The sequence below is a fragment of the Brucella rhizosphaerae genome (assembly GCF_002252475.1).
Classification (GTDB): domain Bacteria; phylum Pseudomonadota; class Alphaproteobacteria; order Rhizobiales; family Rhizobiaceae; genus Brucella; species Brucella rhizosphaerae.
Window position 1 is genome coordinate 647,135 of record NZ_NNRK01000026.1, and the last position, 16,399, is coordinate 663,533.

Genomic DNA, 16,399 nt, shown 5'->3' on the forward strand with positions numbered 1-16,399 from the left:
TCCCGAAAGGTGTAAGAAGGTTTTCGGTTATGGTGCGCTCTAGCGCACAAACTGGCGGATCAACGCGCCATTGCGTTCCACCTCTAGCCGCCACGCCAAACCGCGTCCACTGTTTAACGCAGCAGTCAGATCATTAATGGTACGGATTGGATTGCCGTTGATACCGCGAATAATGTCGCGTTGACGGAGACCAAATCGCGCTGCTTGCGAGTTAAGAACGACGTCTGTAACGATGACACCGCGTGCTCCATCACGCAGCTGCATCTTGGAAGCCATCGACGGAGTAAGCTCTTCAACCACAGCACCCTCAAATGGATTATCACCTGTGATTGTCTGCTTTTGCTGCGGCTTCGCCTCGGGTTCCTTCGCAAGCTTCACCGGCAATTTGCTGTCCTTGCCGTTGCGAATGATATCCAGCGTAACTGTGTTTCCGATACCCGCAGTCGACAGTCGATAACCAAGCACATCAACATTATCGGCCCTGATATCCTGAACCGCCATGACGACATCGCCAACTTTCAAGCCAGCTTCTTCCGCCGGGCCGCCTTTATTAACAGCGGTTACAAGCACACCGAACGACTTGTCCATGCCGAGACTCTCAGCAACATCGGGCGTAATATTCTGGAAGGTCGCGCCGATGAATGGTCGTTCAAAACTTGAACTGCCGCTCAACGCGGCATCAACAACTGCGCGCACCATGTTTGACGGAATGGCAAATCCAATGCCCACCGAACCACCAGACCGCGAGAAAATAGCCGTGTTGATACCAATCAGACGACCGCGCATATCCAGAAGACCGCCACCGGAATTACCGGGATTGATCGCAGCATCGGTCTGAATGAAGAAGTCGAAATCTGAAACCCCGACCTGTGTTCGTGATTGGGCCGAAACGATACCACTCGTCACCGTCTGCCCCACCCCGAACGGATTACCGATCGCCAGAACCAGATCGCCGACTTCGACTTCATCTGAGTTTCCAAGAGCCAATACAGGAAATTGATCCTTGGCATCGATTTTCAGCACGGCCAGATCAGTGGTTTCATCGCGCAGCAGAACCTTGCTCTCAAACTGGCGGCCATCCGAGAGTGCAACCTTGATCTCATCAGCATCCTTGATGACGTGATTATTCGTGATCACGATACCCGATGCATCGACAATGACGCCTGAACCCAACGATTGTTCAGTTCGCGATTTGCCACCACCAAATTGTTTGCCAAAAAACTGTTCGAAAAACGGATCACCTGCGAAAGGTGAACGCGCCTGCACCTGCCGAGCTGCATAGACATTGACGACGGCTGGTGCCGTTTCCTTGACCAAAGGCGCAAAGGAAAGCTGCATATCACCACGACTTAACGGGATTTGTTTGCCCTGAGCGGGCACCACAGTTTCTTGAGCGATCACAGGCAACGTGGCCATACTGACCGAAGCAAGAACCAGACCCGTAATTCCATAACGTCGCCAATTCATTCGCAAACTCCAGTTTCCTTAGCACGCTTTCCGATCTGACCAAATCAAACCGGCGCTCTAACCATTTGTTTTACGCCCATCTCTTCCGAAAACGGCTCACAGTTTCCGGGAAGCGCTCTAAACCAGCTTCCGATTCCCCGGATCATCACACGCAATATGGAGGTAACAAGGCCAACTATAAAGGGCTGGATTAAGGCGAAGCGTATTACAGCTTCGTAATGAATTCTGACAGGACTATCAGTGGACGACTGCAATCAGATCAGAATGCCTTTAGATGCAAAAAAGGGCCGCGCGAGGCGGCCCTTTTTTAATACTGCTACATAATCTCATTGGCAGAGCATCTTCTGTGCGCCCAAAGGGAGCACGTCGCTCTAAGTCAAATAAGATTACGCTGCGTCTGCTTCTGCAGCAATTTCAGCTTCAACGCGTGCGCGATCAGCTTTACCCTTCGCATCGACGTCACGTTCCACAAATTCGACAACTGCCATAGGTGCATTGTCGCCTGTGCGGAAGCCTGCCTTCATGATGCGAATGTAGCCGCCATTGCGGGTTGCATAACGTGCAGCCAGCGTGTCGAACAGCTTAGCAACCAGCTTGACGTCGCGGATGGCGGAAATCGCCTGACGACGTGCATGCAGATCACCGCGCTTGCCGAGGGTGACAAGCTTTTCTACGATTGGACGAATTTCCTTAGCTTTAGGAAGCGTGGTCACAATCTGTTCATGCTCGATGAGCGAAGCCGCCATGTTGGCGAACATTGCCTTGCGATGCGAGGCAGTGCGGTTCAGCTTACGCTGTCCATTACCGTGGCGCATGGCCTTCTCCTTTAATTCGTAACGTACCGGGATATGCCGGTCTTAATATTGGTCTTCGTAGCGCTTGGCGAGATCTTCGATGTTTTCTGGCGGCCAGGCTGGGATTTCCATACCGAGATGGAGACCCATCGATGCCAGAACTTCCTTGATCTCGTTGAGCGACTTGCGGCCGAAATTCGGAGTCCGCAACATCTCGGCTTCCGTCTTCTGGATCAGATCGCCGATGTAGACGATGTTGTCGTTCTTCAGGCAGTTTGCCGAACGTACCGACAATTCGAGCTCGTCCACCTTCTTAAGCAGAGCCGGATTGAAAGCCAGTTCCGCAACCTGTTCCTGCGGAGCTTCTTTCTGTGGCTCTTCGAAGTTGACGAAGACCGCGAGCTGGTCCTGAAGAATGCGCGCTGCATAAGCAACTGCATCTTCACCGCTCACGGAACCGTTGGTTTCGATGTTGAGCGTCAGCTTGTCGTAATCGAGAACCTGACCTTCACGGGTGTTCTCAATCTTGTACGATACCTTGCGGATCGGCGAATAAAGGCTATCAACCGGAATAAGACCGATTGGAGCATCTTCCGCACGATTACGGTCGGCAGGCACATAGCCCTTACCGGTGTTGACGGTGAATTCCATGCGGATTTCAGCGCCTTCATCCAGCGTGCAGATGACGTGATCCGGGTTAAGAATCTCGACATCGCCAACAGTCTGAATGTCACCAGCCGTAACAACGCCCGGGCCTTCCTTGCGGACAACCATGCGCTTCGGGCCTTCACCTTCCATACGGATGGCGATTTCCTTGACGTTCAGAACGATATCCGTGGTGTCTTCGCGGACACCCGGAATGGAAGAGAATTCATGCAGAACGCCATCAATCTGAATGGCGGTTACAGCAGCGCCGCGCAGCGACGACAGAAGCACGCGACGCAGTGCGTTACCGAGCGTCAGACCAAAACCGCGTTCCAGCGGTTCAGCGACGACGGTAGCGAGCGTGCGGGAGCCGTTGGTGTTGAATTCCACCTTGTTCGGCTTGATCAGTTCCTGCCAGTTCTTCTGGATCATGTGGTTTTCCTCTATCAACTGTCGCTACCATCCTATCGTAGCGATCTTGTGAAGAACCGCAGAGGAACCCCGGAATTAATTTGACCTAAGTCCGGGGCTCATGCGGCATATAAACGAAAATCAGACCCGGCGCTTCTTGCGCGGACGGCAGCCATTGTGCGGGATCGGCGTAACATCGCGGATCGACGTGATCACAAAGCCGGCAGCCTGAAGGGCGCGCAGCGCAGATTCACGACCTGAACCCGGTCCGCAAACCTCGACTTCGAGGGAGCGCATGCCATGTTCTTGTGCCTTCTTGGCGCAATCTTCAGCAGCGATCTGTGCGGCAAACGGGGTCGACTTACGCGAACCCTTGAAACCCTGAGCACCTGCCGAAGACCAGGCAATTGCATTGCCCTGTGCGTCCGTGATGGTAATCATGGTGTTGTTAAACGTCGAATTTACGTGGGCAACGCCCGACGAAATGTTTTTACGTTCGCGGCGGCGAACGCGCTGGGCTTCCTTAGCCATAATAGTCCTCTCAAATCGATCTCTACACCGCCGTAGTTCCAGCGGCTACACCGGCCCATTGAAGACAAGCTCAAGGACCAGCACCGAACCCGACCGGCGCACCGGCTGAGTCCGACGGAACGAAAACGTTCCGTCGATATTACTTCTTCTTACCTGCGATAGCCTTTGCAGGACCCTTACGGGTACGTGCATTGGTATGCGTACGCTGGCCGCGAACCGGCAGCGAACGACGATGACGCAGACCGCGGTAGCAGCCAAGGTCCATCAGGCGCTTGATATTCATCGAAACTTCACGACGCAGGTCACCTTCGACCCGGTAGTCAGCATCGATTGCTTCACGGATCTGAAGTACTTCAGCATCCGACAGCTGGTTAACGCGACGATCGTCAGCAATGCCAACTTTCGTTACGATCTGCCGAGCAAATTTCGGTCCAATCCCGTGGATGTACTGAAGCGCAATAACAACGCGCTTGTTCGTCGGGATGTTGACGCCAGCGATACGTGCCACGTCTGTTCTCCTTGAGTTGTAATAAATTCCATCTAAGGGACTTATCCCCGAGACAGCATAAATTGACCGGCAACGGCCTTTTTCAATTTCCGCCGCAGCCGACCATTCAAAAACCATTGAAGTGGCGCAGTCTTTGACGGAATCGCCCGAAAAAGTCAACTCTTAACTGTCCGTAAAGATGCCAAAGCAACTTCGCAGACATTAAAAGCAACTTTTGAAAGCGATAAGCGGACAGAAAAACATAAAATGCTTTCCTGTCCGCAATTCCTAAGTGGCTTTAAAAGCCTTCGGCAAAATCCCTCAAGCCATAAGCAGTTTGAGGAAAAATCATGCCTAAATTTTAAACTCTGAGAGCATCCTTTATGCGCCCGGACGGGCGCACTCCGCGCTCTATGCCGGAACGAGAATTCTCTCGATTTCGACAGTAACTTCTTCCACCGGGGCCATACCATTGATGACCCGGAGTTCACCGGTTCCAGCATAATAGTTGGAAAGCGGCGATGTCTTTTCGCGATACTCAACGAGACGCTTGCGGAATGCTTCCGGATTGTCGTCAGAACGAACCTGACCACCCTTTGCAATCGTTTCAGCCACCCGGTTCTCCATCCGGCTGACCAATGCATTCTCATCGACCTTCAGCTCGATGACTGCATCAAGCTTGAGACCTTTACCAACGAGCATTTCGCCAAGTGCCTGCGCTTGAGGCACAGTACGAGGGTAACCGTCGAGAATAAAACCTGCTGCGCAATCCGGCGCATCAATGCGCTCCGATACGATCTGATTTACAATCTCGTCGGAAACCAGCTGACCCGCGTCCATAACGGCCTTGGCGCGCTTCCCGATCTCGCTTTGCTGAGCGACTGCTGCACGCAGCATATCGCCCGTCGAAAGCTGTGGTATTCCATGCTTCTTGGTAAGAAGTCCAGCCTGCGTCCCCTTACCTGCTCCGGGCGGCCCAAGAAGTATCAGTCTCATTTACTACGTTTCCCACCTCTGAGTTTGGACTTCTTGATCAACCCTTCATACTGATGGGCAACAAGATGTCCCTGAATTTGCGCAACCGTGTCGAGTGTCACGCTGACCACGATCAGCAGCGAAGTACCGCCTAGATAGAATGGTACACCAGTCGCGGAAATCAGGAATTCCGGCAGAAGACAGACAAGCACAATATATATGGCGCCGACAACCGTAATGCGTGTCAACACATAGTCTATATATTCCGCTGTACGTTCACCCGGGCGGATACCCGGAATAAAGCCGGAATGCTTCTTGAGCTGGTCAGCCGTGTCCTTGGGATTGAACACGATGGCCGTATAGAAGAAGCAGAAGAATGCCATCAACCCGGCATAGAACAGCATGTAAAGCGGCTGACCATGACCGAGAGCATTGAGAATGGTCGTACCCCAGGCCGGCATTTCAGCCGTATTTGCGAAACCTGCAACAGTCGCAGGCAAAAGCAGAAGCGACGAAGCAAAGATCGGCGGGATAACACCAGCAGTGTTCAGCTTGAGCGGCAGATGCGATGTATCGCCCTGGAACATGCGGTTGCCAACCTGGCGCTTCGGATACTGGATCAGAAGGCGACGCTGCGCACGTTCTACAAAGACGATGATCGCAATAAGCGCGATAGCCAGAACGATAACGCCGAGGATCAGACCAGTGGACAGAGCGCCCGTGCGGCCCAGTTCCAGCGTACCGGAAATAGCGTGTGGAAGGTTTGCGACAATACCGGCGAAGATAATAAGCGAAATACCGTTACCGATACCGCGTGCCGTGATCTGCTCACCGAGCCACATCAGGAACATCGTACCACCAACAAGCGTGATGACCGACGAAACCAGGAACATTGGTCCAGGATTTGTAACGATGCCGTTACCCGACTGAAGACCAACAGAAATTGCGTAAGCCTGCACCAGTGCGAGAAGCACTGTACCGTAACGCGTATACTGATTGATGATCTTGCGGCCCGACTCGCCTTCCTTCTTCAGCGCTTCAAGGGTCGGAACGACCGACGTCATGAGCTGCACGATGATGGAAGCGGAAATGTAGGGCATGATACCAAGCGCGAAAATGGCCATACGACCAACAGCGCCACCGGCAAACATGTTGAAAAGCCCAAGAACACCCTGGCTATGCTGCTGGAATGCCTGCGCAAGCGCTTCAGGATTGATCCCGGGAAGCGGAATATATGTTCCAAACCGGTACACGAGCAGAGCGCCCAATGTGAACCAGATACGCTTCTTGAGTTCTTCAGCCTTCGAGAAAGCCGAAAAATTGAGATTGGAAACTAGCTGTTCAGCAGCCGATGCCATTAAATTTCTCCGGTGAAAAGTCTCCGGCCCTCCCCCTCTGCCGACACGAATCCCTGAGACCCGTACCCTCAGACAAAGAAGACCCTACCCAGATATGCGCATTGGCATAAAGGTGCAAGCGGCGGCACTAGGGCCGCCGCTTTTTATTTTGTATATCGAAGTCTTATTCAGCAGCGGCTTCGGGAAGCTTGATGCTGCCGCCGGCCTTTTCGATCTTTTCGATCGCAGCCTTGGAAGCTCCAGCAACCTCGAAAGCTACCTTAGCCTTCAATTCACCGTCCGAAAGAATACGGACGCCGTCTTTGGCGCGACGAATCACACCAGCAGCTTTCAGCGTATCCAGGTTCACAACAGCCTTGGCATCAAGCTTACCAGCATCAATCGCGGTCTGAACGCGACCAAGCGAAACGGTGTTGAAGCTCTTTGCAAAGATGTTCGTGAAGCCGCGCTTTGGCAGACGACGGTAGATTGGCATCTGGCCGCCTTCAAAGCCGTTGATCGCTACGCCAGAACGGGACTTCTGTCCCTTGACGCCGCGGCCAGCGGTCTTGCCGGTGCCGGAGCCGATACCACGGCCGACGCGCTTACGCGCTTTGATCGAACCTGGTTTGTCACGCAGATCGTTGAGTTTCATGTCTCTATCCCCTGCGTTATCAAGCCTCGTCCACAACGCGGACGAGATGCTGAACCTTGGCGATCATACCACGAACTGAAGGAGTATCCTCCAGCGTGCGGCGGCGGTGCATTTTGTTAAGTCCGAGTCCGATCAGCGTTGCACGCTGTTCGGCTGGACGACGGATAGGGCTTCCGATCTGTTCGACCGTAACCGTCTTACCCTTCTTCTCAGCCATCACTCAAATCCCTTGTCTATGGCGTATCCGGTGCTGATGCACCGGACTGGCACAAACTATCGGCTATTCTTCCGAACCGACCACATCATGGCGACGAGCCTGAAGGGTCGAGTACTTGATGCCGCGCTGTGCAGCAATGTCCTTTGGATGCATCTGATGCTTCAGAGCGTCAAAGGTTGCACGAACCATGTTGTAAGGGTTCGACGAGCCGAGCGACTTAGCAACAACGTCCTGAACGCCAAGCGTTTCGAACACAGCACGCATAGGACCACCAGCAATGATGCCCTTACCAGCAGGAGCTGCACGAAGCAGAACCTTGCCAGCGCCGTGACGACCCTGCACATCGTGATGCAGTGTACGACCCGAACGCAGTGGTACGAAAATCATATCGCGCTTGGCAGCTTCTGTAGCCTTACGGATCGCTTCAGGCACTTCACGTGCCTTACCATGACCGAAGCCTACGCGACCCTTCTGGTCTCCAACCACGACGAGCGCGGCGAAACCGAAGCGACGGCCACCCTTGACGACCTTGGCAACGCGGTTAATGTGAACGAGCTTGTCAACGAATTCGCTGTCACGCTCCTCACGACCGCGATCCTCGCGGTTACGTTCTCTCTGTGCCATATCCTATTCCTTTATTATTTTCCGGAAGCACAAAATATTAGAAGCTCAGTCCGCCTTCGCGGGCAGCTTCGGCGAGGGCCTTCACACGACCGTGGTAAATAAATGCACCACGATCGAACACTACTTCACTGACGCCTGCTTTAACGGCACGCTCTGCAACCAGTTTGCCTACTGCAGCAGCTGCTGCAGAGTCGGCGCCGGTCTTGAGCTGGCCCTTCAGATCGCCATCAAGTGTCGATGCTGCTGCGATGGTAACACCGCGAACGTCATCGATAACCTGAACGTAGATGTTCTTGGAAGAGCGGTGCACGCTGAGACGTGGACGGCCGTTTGCGACGGCCTTGACCTGACGGCGTACACGAGCAGCGCGACGCTGCAAAGTTTCTTTTGGCGATGCCATGACGCGCTTCCCTTACTTCTTCTTGCCTTCTTTGCGGACGATTTTTTCGCCAGCATACTTGACGCCCTTGCCCTTGTAAGGCTCGGGGCCGCGATATTCGCGGATCTCAGCCGCAACCTGACCGACCTGTTGCTTGTCGATACCAGTGACGACGATTTCCGTCGGCTTTGGTACGGCAACAGTGATGCCAGCAGGCACGTCATAGATCACTTCATGACTGAAGCCGAGCGAGAGCTGGACATTCTTGCCCTGCATAGCAGCACGATAACCAACGCCGCTAATCTCAAGCTTCTTTTCAAAGCCCTTTTCGACGCCTTCGAAGATGTTAACGATCATCGAACGCGACATGCCCCACTTGGAGCGAGCTTCTTTGGACTGGTCACGAGGATCGACGCTTATAGCGCCGTCTTCGAGCTTAACCAGAACTTCATCGTGCACCACGAAAGACAATTCGCCTTTCGCGCCCTTAGCCTTGACGATCTGCCCATCAACACTGGCGGTCACGCCTGCCGGGACCGGCACGGGTTTTTTACCGATACGAGACATTTTTATACCTGTCTTCTATCTGTTCACTGTCAGCCGCATCAGAAGATGCGGCAGAGCAGCTCACCACCAACGTTTTGTTCACGGGCTTCATGATCCGCCATTACACCCTTAGGTGTGGAGAGGATCGAGATGCCAAGACCATTCGCAACCTGCGGGATCGACTTGACCGACACGTAAACGCGACGGCCTGGCTTCGAAACGCGGGTCAGTTCACGAATGACTGGAACGCCTTCATAGTACTTCAGTTCGATTTCGATCTCGGCTTTGCCGTTCACGAATTCACTCTGCGTGTATCCGCGGATGTAGCCTTCAGACTGAAGGACATCAAGAACGCGAGCGCGCAGCTTAGAAGCCGGGGTCGAAACCTTGGTCTTCTTGCGGCCTACTGCGTTACGAATACGGGTCAGCATATCGCCGATAGGATCTGACACAGACATATGCTACTCCTTACCAGCTCGACTTAACTATGCCCGGAATCTGTCCGAGCGAACCCAACTGGCGAAGCGCAATACGCGACATCTTCAGTTTACGGTAATAACCACGCGGACGACCCGAAATTTCGCAACGATTGCGAATACGAACCTTAGCGGAATTGCGCGGCAGTTCGGCGAGCTGAATAGAAGCGCGGAAACGCTCATCCAGCGGAAGGCTCTGATCCATTACGATCGCCTTCAGGCGTGCACGCTTTTCAGCATGACGCTTAACCAACTTTTCGCGGCGCTTATTGTTTTCGACTGCGCTAGTCTTGGCCATATTATTATACCTCGCTACGCTTGCCGTTACTGCCGGAATGGGAAGTTGAAGGCGCGCAGAAGAGCGCGGGCTTCATCATCCGTCTTAGCGGTCGTGCAAACGATGATGTCCATGCCCCAGATCTGATCAACTTTATCGTAGTTGATTTCTGGAAACACGATGTGTTCCTTAACACCCATGGCAAAGTTGCCACGACCGTCAAAGCTCTTCGGATTCAGACCACGGAAATCTCGAACGCGTGGAAGCGCAATCGTGATCAGGCGATCAAGGAATTCGTACATGCGGTCCGCACGAAGAGTGACCTTCGTACCGATTGGCATGTCTTCACGCAACTTGAAAGTTGCGATCGAATTACGGGCGCGAGTAATGACAGCCTTCTGTCCGGCAATCAAGGCCAGATCTGCTGCAGCAACAGTTGGCTTCTTAGAGTCGCCAGTTGCTTCGCCTACGCCCATATTCAGGACAACTTTGGTGATGCGTGGAATCTGCATCTCGTTGTCGTATTTGAATTCTTCAAGAAGAGCTTTACGGATTGTGTCCTGATAAATCTTCTTGAAGCGTGGAAGTGCCTTTGCTTCAGCCATTGATCAGCGCTCCAGAACGTTTTGCGACACGAACCTTCTTGCCGTCCTCAACGCGGAAACCAACGCGAGTCGGCTTGCCGTCCTTAGGATCAGCAATTGCCAGGTTAGACAAATGGATCGGCGCTTCCTTGGAGATAATGCCGGCTTCCTGAGTCTGTGTCTGGCGCTGATGGCGCTTTACAACATTAATGCCACGAACCAGTGCTTTTTCGTCCTTAGGCATAACCTGAAGAACTTCGCCTGTGCGGCCTTTGTCCTTACCGGACAGCACGACAACGCTGTCGCCTTTGCGAATCTTTTGCATCGTCTTGCTTCCTTACAGAACTTCCGGAGCCAGCGAGATGATCTTCATGTGGCTCTTCGCGCGAAGTTCGCGTGGAACCGGTCCGAAGATACGCGTACCGATAGGCTCTTTCTTATTATCGATGAGAACAGCTGCGTTGTTATCAAAACGAATTACGCTGCCGTCCGGACGACGGATGTCCTTGGCGGTCCGTACGACCACCGCCTTCATCACATCACCCTTTTTGACGCGGCCGCGCGGAATAGCTTCCTTGATCGACACCACAATGATGTCTCCCACGGAAGCGTAACGCCGCTTCGAGCCGCCCAGCACCTTGATGCACATGACACGACGTGCGCCGGAGTTATCCGCCACGTCGAGGTTTGTTTGCATCTGAATCATGACTGGCCGCCTTCTTTTCCTTCAGCTGGTTAAGGGCTCCTGCCCTACCTAAGCTGCGTGTTTGTAATTTAGCCCGCTACTTCGTTCGAAAGAACGACCCAGCGTTTGTCCTTCGAAATTGGCTTTGATTCCTCGATGGAAACCTGATCGCCAATCTTGAACTGGTTGTTTTCGTCATGCGCCTTATACTTCTTAGACTGACGAATGGTCTTCTGGAGGAGCGGATGCGAATAGCGGCGCTCAACCTTAACCACAACAGTCTTATCGCTTTTGTCGCTGACGACAACGCCCTGCAGAACGCGTTTAGGCATTATACTTGTTCCTTATGCCTTGCTTTCGGCCGCCTTCTGGCGGGCGATGGTCTTAATACGCGCAATGTCACGGCGAACCTGTTTCACACGCGCGGTTTTTTCGAGCTGGCCGGTTGCCTTCTGGAAGCGCAGATTAAACTGCTCTTTCTTCAGTGCGCCCAACTCATCGTTGATCTGATCGAGGCTTTTCGCCCGAACGTCTGCGGCTTTCATGACTGCCTCTCTTACTCTGCGATGCGCTGAATGAAGCGCGTCTTGACCGACAACTTTGCAGCGCCGAGTCTTAAGGCTTCGCGTGCCACATCTTCGGGTACGCCGTCAAGCTCAAACATTACACGGCCTGGTGCCACGCGGCATGCCCAGTAGTCAACTGAACCCTTACCTTTACCCATACGGACTTCGGTAGGCTTAGATGTAACTGGCAGATCCGGGAAGATACGGATCCATACACGACCCGCACGTTTCATGTGACGGGTGATCGCGCGGCGAGCCGCTTCGATCTGTCGTGCCGTGACGCGGTCAGGCTCTACTGCCTTCAAACCGAATGCACCGAAATTAAGATCCGTACCGCCCTTCGAGTTGCCGTGGATACGGCCCTTGAACTGCTTACGGAACTTGGTGCGCTTAGGCTGCATCATTGTTCTCTACTCCAATTTTCTCGCCCGCGACCCGCTTTATCAAGCGTTTTCGCGGCGGCGGTTCTGCTGGGAACCCTGATTGTCACCCTCAACCGCACGACGTTCGGAAGCCATTGGATCATGCTCAAGGATCTCGCCCTTGAATACCCAAACCTTCACGCCGCAGATGCCGTAAGCGGTCTGCGCTTCTGCTGTACCGTAGTCGATATCAGCACGCAGCGTGTGAAGCGGAACGCGACCTTCGCGATACCATTCCATACGTGCGATTTCAGCGCCGCCCAGACGACCGGAGCAGTTGATACGGATACCTTCGGCACCGAGACGCATTGCCGACTGAACGGCACGCTTCATGGCGCGACGGAATGCCACACGGCGTTCGAGCTGCTGCGCGATCGACTGAGCGATCAGCGTAGCGTCGACTTCCGGCTTACGAACTTCAACAATATTGAGGGACGTATCGGAATTCGTCATCTCGGAAAGCTTCTTGCGAAGCTTTTCGATGTCTGCACCCTTCTTGCCGATGATGATACCCGGGCGAGCCGAGTGGATCGTCACGCGGCACTTCTTGTGCGGACGCTCGATTACGATCTTGGAGATCGCAGCCTGCTTGAGTTCGCTCTTAAGATACTCACGGATCTTTACGTCTTCATGCAGCAGCTTGCCGTACTCACCGGTATTCGCGTACCAACGCGAATCCCAGGTGCGGTTGATGCCGAGACGAAAACCGATCGGATTAATCTTCTGGCCCATTATGCGGCCTCCCCTTTTTCCGCAACTTCGCGGACAACAATGGTGAGATGCGAAAACGGCTTTTCGATGCGGCTTGCCTTACCACGTCCACGAACGTGGAAACGCTTCATGACAATAGATTTGCCGACATAAGCTTCAGCAACGATCAGCGCGTCAACATCGAGATCATGATTGTTCTCAGCGTTGGCGATAGCCGATTCGAGCGTCTTTTTCACTGTTTCCGCGATCCGCTTGCGCGAGAACGTCAGATCAGCAAGTGCCGCGTTGACTTTCTTGCCGCGAATCAATGCAGCGACAAGATTAAGCTTCTGCGGGCTGACGCGAAGCGTACGGGCGACGGCTTTCGCCTCGTTATCCTTAAGCTGGCGGGGAGCCTTGGCCTTGCCCATCGTTACTTCCTCTTTGCCTTCTTGTCCGCGCCGTGACCGTAATAGGTACGTGTCGGCGCGAATTCACCGAACTTGTGTCCAACCATTTCTTCGGAGATCGATACGGGAACATGCTTGTTACCGTTATATACACCGAAAGTCAGGCCAACGAACTGCGGCAAGATAGTGGAGCGACGGCTCCACATCTTGATGACTTCACTACGACCGCCCTCGCGTACCTTCTCAGCTTTCTTGAGAAGATAGCCATCGACGAACGGACCTTTCCAAACTGAACGAGCCACTTCAGACTACCTCTCTTACTTCTTGCGCTGATGACGCGAACGCATGATGAACTTATCGGTTGCCTTGTTCGAACGGGTCTTTTTACCCTTCGTAGGCTTGCCCCAAGGCGTAACCGGATGACGACCACCAGAAGTGCGGCCTTCACCACCACCATGCGGGTGGTCAACTGGGTTCATTGCAACACCGCGAACGTGTGGACGCTTACCGCGCCAGACCGAACGACCGGCCTTACCGTCATTGATGTTGCTATGCTCTGGATTGGATACTGCGCCAACCGTTGCAAAGCATGCACCGGAAACCAGACGCTGTTCACCGGAGTTCAGACGCAGGATAGCCATACCCTGGTCACGACCAACGAGCTGTGCATATGCACCAGCCGAACGAGCAATCTGACCGCCCTTGCCTGGCTTCATCTCCACGTTGTGGATGATGGTACCAACTGGCATAGACGAAAGCGGCATTGCGTTACCTGGCTTAACGTCGACGGACTGGCCAGAAATGACCTTGTCGCCGGCTGCCAGACGCTGCGGAGCCAGAATGTAGCTCAGCTCGCCGTCTTCGTAGCGGATCAGCGCGATAAACGCGGTGCGGTTTGGATCGTATTCCAGACGTTCAACCGTACCGACAACGTCATGCTTGCGACGCTTGAAGTCGATGAAACGGTAAGAACGCTTGTGACCGCCGCCCTGAAAGCGAACAGTGATACGACCGGTGTTGTTACGGCCACCCTTCTTGGACAGACCTTCGGTCAATGACTTGACCGGCTTGCCCTTGTAGAGTTCCGAACGGTCCACGATGACCAGCTGACGCTGGCCTGGCGTGGTCGGATTAAAGTGCTTGAGTGCCATTGTCTTTACTCCATGGCCTCTCAGAGACCTGTCGAAACGTCGATGCTCTGACCTTCAGCCAAAGTAACGATCGCTTTCTTGACATCGCTCTGGCGCCCGACAATGCCGCGGAACCGCTTCACTTTGCCTTTGCGCACAGTGGTGTTAACGGCCTTTACCTTGACGCCGAAAAGCGCCTCGATTGCAGCCTTGATTTCCGGCTTCGTCGCCTTGCGAGCTACGTTGAAGACAACCTGATTATGTTCGGAAACAAGGGTCGACTTCTCAGTAATGACAGGGCTGACGATCACGTCGTAGTGGCGAAGATCGGTCATTTAAAACGCTCCTCGAGTGCTTCGACAGCTGCCTTGGAAAGCACGAGCTTGCCACGACGCAGAATGTCGTAAACATTGATGCCCTGCACTGGCAGAACGTCGATGTTCGGAATGTTCGAAGCAGCGCGCTGGAAGTTCACATCGATCTCAGCACCACCGATAAGGAGTGCATTCTGCAGACCGAGCTTGGCGAACTGCGACACGAGTTCCTTCGTCTTTGCTTCCTTGGAAGCCAGATCATCGATGATGATCAGGTCCGAAGCCTTTGCCTTTGCAGACAAAGCGTGACGAAGACCAAGAGCACGAACCTTCTTCGGCAGATCGTGATCATGCGTACGGACAACTGGTCCGTGAGCCTGACCGCCGCCGCGGAACTGCGGTGCACGAGCCGAATGGTGACGAGCGCGGCCCGTACCCTTCTGCTTGTACATCTTCGAACCGGTGCGGCTAATGTCGCTACGGCCCTTGGCGTCATGAGAGCCCTGCTGGCGGCGAGCCAGCTGCCAGCGCACGACGCGCTGAAGAATGTCGTCGCGTGGGTCGAGGCCGAAGATATCTTCGTTCAGCTTGACCTTGCCGGCATCCTTGCCTTCAAGAGTTGTAATCGTGAGATCCATTATTCGGCTCCCTCAGTCGCGACTGCATCCGCAGCTGCATTGTTTGCGCTTGAACGCAGGGCAGCCGGCTTAGGTGCATTCTCAGGCAGCGATACCTTGACTGCATCACGAACGAGGATCCAGGCACCCTTGGAGCCAGGAACCGCGCCGCGAACCAGAATAAGGCCACGATCGCTATCTGTAGAGACAACTTCGATGTTCTGAGTTGTCACGCGGGTTTGACCCATGTGACCAGCCATCTTCTTGCCCTTGAACACCTTACCCGGATCCTGACGCTGACCGGTCGAGCCGTGAGCGCGGTGGGTAACTGAGTTACCGTGCGAAGCACGATGACCAGCAAAGTTATGACGCTTCATAACACCGGCAAAACCTTTACCGATCGAAGTGCCCGTCACGTCGACCTTCTGGCCGGCGACGAAATGCTCGGCAAGAATTTCCGAGCCAACTTCAAGAAGGTTATCCGGCGAAACGCGGAATTCCGCAACTTTCGCCTTAGGCTCGACTTCAGCCTTCGCGAAATGACCGCGCAGAGCCTTGGTCGTGTTCTTTACCTTGGCAAGTCCAACGCCAAGCTGAACGGCCGTATAACCGTTTTTTTCAACTGTACGCTGAGCTACCACGTGGCAGTCTTCCATGCGGAGAACTGTTACTGGTACATGTTCACCGGCGTCGTTATAGACGCGGGTCATGCCCAGCTTTTGTGCAATAACACCTGAACGCATCGGGTTCGTTCCTTCCGTCCTCAAGCCGATTAAAGCTTGATCTCGACATCAACACCGGCGGACAGATCAAGCTTCATCAGCGCATCAACTGTCTGCGGGGTTGGGTCAACGATATCGAGAAGACGCTTGTGCGTGCGCATCTCGAACTGTTCGCGGCTCTTCTTATCGATGTGCGGCGACCGGTTTACTGTGAACTTTTCGATCCGCGTTGGAAGTGGGATCGGTCCGCGCACGTTGGCACCGGTACGCTTGGCAGTCGACACGATTTCCCGCGTCGAAGCGTCAAGGATCCGATGATCAAACGCCTTGAGGCGAATGCGGATGTTTTGACCGTTCATTTGATCTGTTCCTTGTTACGCGGAGCGCCTCCGGAGAGACGCTCCTGCACAAATCTAATTACTCGATGATCGAAGCGAC

Annotated in this window: 28 protein-coding genes; all 28 read right to left on the bottom strand. The window is 53.9% G+C overall.

The genetic code is table 11. From position 1 onward, the window contains the following. Nucleotides 1-39: 39 nt before the first annotated feature. Nucleotides 40-1,467, bottom strand: a complete 1,428-nt coding sequence (locus CEV32_RS12495; protein ID WP_094577427.1) for a DegQ family serine endoprotease — start codon at nucleotides 1,465-1,467, stop codon at nucleotides 40-42. A 386-nt stretch (nucleotides 1,468-1,853) separates the two neighbouring features. Then, nucleotides 1,854-2,282, bottom strand: a complete 429-nt coding sequence (gene rplQ, locus CEV32_RS12500; protein WP_094577428.1) for a 50S ribosomal protein L17 — start codon at nucleotides 2,280-2,282, stop codon at nucleotides 1,854-1,856. Between the two features lie 42 nt (nucleotides 2,283-2,324). Further along, entirely contained in the window at nucleotides 2,325-3,338 is a 1,014-nt protein-coding gene (locus tag CEV32_RS12505; protein ID WP_024897029.1) for a DNA-directed RNA polymerase subunit alpha, read from the bottom strand. A gap of 120 nt (nucleotides 3,339-3,458) precedes the next feature. Further along, nucleotides 3,459-3,848 carry a 30S ribosomal protein S11 gene (gene rpsK / locus CEV32_RS12510; RefSeq protein ID WP_094577429.1) on the bottom strand — a complete coding sequence of 130 codons (390 nt, stop codon included), beginning with the start codon at nucleotides 3,846-3,848 and terminating at the stop codon, nucleotides 3,459-3,461. Nucleotides 3,849-3,987: 139 nt separating this feature from the next. Beyond that, nucleotides 3,988-4,356: a 30S ribosomal protein S13 gene (rpsM, locus tag CEV32_RS12515; RefSeq protein ID WP_094577430.1), complete on the bottom strand. Its 369-nt coding sequence runs from the start codon at nucleotides 4,354-4,356 to the stop codon at nucleotides 3,988-3,990. Nucleotides 4,357-4,746: 390 nt separating this feature from the next. Next, complete coding sequence (locus CEV32_RS12520) at nucleotides 4,747-5,331, bottom strand: adenylate kinase (RefSeq protein WP_094577431.1); 585 nt, start codon at nucleotides 5,329-5,331, stop codon at nucleotides 4,747-4,749. Beyond that, a complete protein-coding gene (gene secY / locus CEV32_RS12525; protein ID WP_094577432.1) occupies nucleotides 5,328-6,668 on the bottom strand; it encodes a preprotein translocase subunit SecY in 1,341 nt (446 codons plus the stop codon). The genes CEV32_RS12520 and secY overlap by 4 nt, the downstream gene beginning before the upstream one ends. Nucleotides 6,669-6,831: 163 nt before the next feature. Beyond that, nucleotides 6,832-7,302, bottom strand: coding sequence for a 50S ribosomal protein L15 (gene rplO, locus CEV32_RS12530; RefSeq protein WP_094577433.1), 471 nt, complete (start codon nucleotides 7,300-7,302; stop codon nucleotides 6,832-6,834). 19 nt (nucleotides 7,303-7,321) lie between these two features. Then, nucleotides 7,322-7,519, bottom strand: a complete 198-nt coding sequence (rpmD, locus tag CEV32_RS12535) for a 50S ribosomal protein L30 (RefSeq protein ID WP_007875314.1) — start codon at nucleotides 7,517-7,519, stop codon at nucleotides 7,322-7,324. A 63-nt stretch (nucleotides 7,520-7,582) separates the two neighbouring features. Continuing rightward, nucleotides 7,583-8,143, bottom strand: coding sequence for a 30S ribosomal protein S5 (gene rpsE, locus CEV32_RS12540; protein WP_024897023.1), 561 nt, complete (start codon nucleotides 8,141-8,143; stop codon nucleotides 7,583-7,585). A 37-nt stretch (nucleotides 8,144-8,180) separates the two neighbouring features. Continuing rightward, nucleotides 8,181-8,543, bottom strand: a complete 363-nt coding sequence (gene rplR, locus CEV32_RS12545) for a 50S ribosomal protein L18 (RefSeq protein ID WP_094577434.1) — start codon at nucleotides 8,541-8,543, stop codon at nucleotides 8,181-8,183. Nucleotides 8,544-8,555: 12 nt separating this feature from the next. Further along, nucleotides 8,556-9,089: a 50S ribosomal protein L6 gene (gene rplF, locus CEV32_RS12550; protein WP_094577435.1), complete on the bottom strand. Its 534-nt coding sequence runs from the start codon at nucleotides 9,087-9,089 to the stop codon at nucleotides 8,556-8,558. Between the two features lie 38 nt (nucleotides 9,090-9,127). After that, complete coding sequence (gene rpsH, locus CEV32_RS12555) at nucleotides 9,128-9,526, bottom strand: 30S ribosomal protein S8 (RefSeq protein WP_007875325.1); 399 nt, start codon at nucleotides 9,524-9,526, stop codon at nucleotides 9,128-9,130. Between the two features lie 10 nt (nucleotides 9,527-9,536). Continuing rightward, a complete protein-coding gene (rpsN, locus tag CEV32_RS12560) occupies nucleotides 9,537-9,842 on the bottom strand; it encodes a 30S ribosomal protein S14 (protein ID WP_094577436.1) in 306 nt (101 codons plus the stop codon). Nucleotides 9,843-9,868: 26 nt separating this feature from the next. Then, nucleotides 9,869-10,426 carry a 50S ribosomal protein L5 gene (gene rplE, locus CEV32_RS12565; RefSeq protein ID WP_094577437.1) on the bottom strand — a complete coding sequence of 186 codons (558 nt, stop codon included), beginning with the start codon at nucleotides 10,424-10,426 and terminating at the stop codon, nucleotides 9,869-9,871. Then, nucleotides 10,419-10,730 carry a 50S ribosomal protein L24 gene (gene rplX, locus CEV32_RS12570; protein WP_094577438.1) on the bottom strand — a complete coding sequence of 104 codons (312 nt, stop codon included), beginning with the start codon at nucleotides 10,728-10,730 and terminating at the stop codon, nucleotides 10,419-10,421. Before rplX ends, rplE begins: the two co-directional genes overlap by 8 nt. 12 nt (nucleotides 10,731-10,742) lie before the next feature. After that, nucleotides 10,743-11,111, bottom strand: coding sequence for a 50S ribosomal protein L14 (gene rplN / locus CEV32_RS12575; RefSeq protein ID WP_094577439.1), 369 nt, complete (start codon nucleotides 11,109-11,111; stop codon nucleotides 10,743-10,745). 68 nt (nucleotides 11,112-11,179) lie between these two features. Further along, nucleotides 11,180-11,422: a 30S ribosomal protein S17 gene (rpsQ, locus tag CEV32_RS12580; protein ID WP_094577440.1), complete on the bottom strand. Its 243-nt coding sequence runs from the start codon at nucleotides 11,420-11,422 to the stop codon at nucleotides 11,180-11,182. 12 nt (nucleotides 11,423-11,434) lie between these two features. Further along, nucleotides 11,435-11,635, bottom strand: a complete 201-nt coding sequence (rpmC, locus tag CEV32_RS12585; protein ID WP_024897016.1) for a 50S ribosomal protein L29 — start codon at nucleotides 11,633-11,635, stop codon at nucleotides 11,435-11,437. An 11-nt stretch (nucleotides 11,636-11,646) separates the two neighbouring features. Next, nucleotides 11,647-12,060: a 50S ribosomal protein L16 gene (gene rplP, locus CEV32_RS12590; RefSeq protein WP_094577441.1), complete on the bottom strand. Its 414-nt coding sequence runs from the start codon at nucleotides 12,058-12,060 to the stop codon at nucleotides 11,647-11,649. A gap of 39 nt (nucleotides 12,061-12,099) precedes the next feature. Next, nucleotides 12,100-12,810 carry a 30S ribosomal protein S3 gene (gene rpsC, locus CEV32_RS12595; RefSeq protein ID WP_024897014.1) on the bottom strand — a complete coding sequence of 237 codons (711 nt, stop codon included), beginning with the start codon at nucleotides 12,808-12,810 and terminating at the stop codon, nucleotides 12,100-12,102. Continuing rightward, on the bottom strand, nucleotides 12,810-13,199 hold the full coding sequence (gene rplV / locus CEV32_RS12600; RefSeq protein WP_007875336.1) for a 50S ribosomal protein L22: 390 nt from the start codon (nucleotides 13,197-13,199) through the stop codon (nucleotides 12,810-12,812). Before rplV ends, rpsC begins: the two co-directional genes overlap by 1 nt. 2 nt (nucleotides 13,200-13,201) lie before the next feature. Next, a complete protein-coding gene (gene rpsS, locus CEV32_RS12605; protein ID WP_007875339.1) occupies nucleotides 13,202-13,480 on the bottom strand; it encodes a 30S ribosomal protein S19 in 279 nt (92 codons plus the stop codon). Nucleotides 13,481-13,495: 15 nt separating this feature from the next. Then, nucleotides 13,496-14,329 carry a 50S ribosomal protein L2 gene (gene rplB / locus CEV32_RS12610; RefSeq protein WP_094577442.1) on the bottom strand — a complete coding sequence of 278 codons (834 nt, stop codon included), beginning with the start codon at nucleotides 14,327-14,329 and terminating at the stop codon, nucleotides 13,496-13,498. Between the two features lie 20 nt (nucleotides 14,330-14,349). Next, nucleotides 14,350-14,643: a 50S ribosomal protein L23 gene (locus tag CEV32_RS12615; protein WP_007875343.1), complete on the bottom strand. Its 294-nt coding sequence runs from the start codon at nucleotides 14,641-14,643 to the stop codon at nucleotides 14,350-14,352. Continuing rightward, nucleotides 14,640-15,260: a 50S ribosomal protein L4 gene (rplD, locus tag CEV32_RS12620; RefSeq protein ID WP_094577443.1), complete on the bottom strand. Its 621-nt coding sequence runs from the start codon at nucleotides 15,258-15,260 to the stop codon at nucleotides 14,640-14,642. Before rplD ends, CEV32_RS12615 begins: the two co-directional genes overlap by 4 nt. Continuing rightward, nucleotides 15,260-15,982, bottom strand: a complete 723-nt coding sequence (rplC, locus tag CEV32_RS12625) for a 50S ribosomal protein L3 (protein WP_007875345.1) — start codon at nucleotides 15,980-15,982, stop codon at nucleotides 15,260-15,262. The genes rplD and rplC overlap by 1 nt, the downstream gene beginning before the upstream one ends. Before the next feature lie 29 nt (nucleotides 15,983-16,011). Then, nucleotides 16,012-16,320: a 30S ribosomal protein S10 gene (rpsJ, locus tag CEV32_RS12630; protein ID WP_002964363.1), complete on the bottom strand. Its 309-nt coding sequence runs from the start codon at nucleotides 16,318-16,320 to the stop codon at nucleotides 16,012-16,014. Nucleotides 16,321-16,399: the final 79 nt, after the last annotated feature.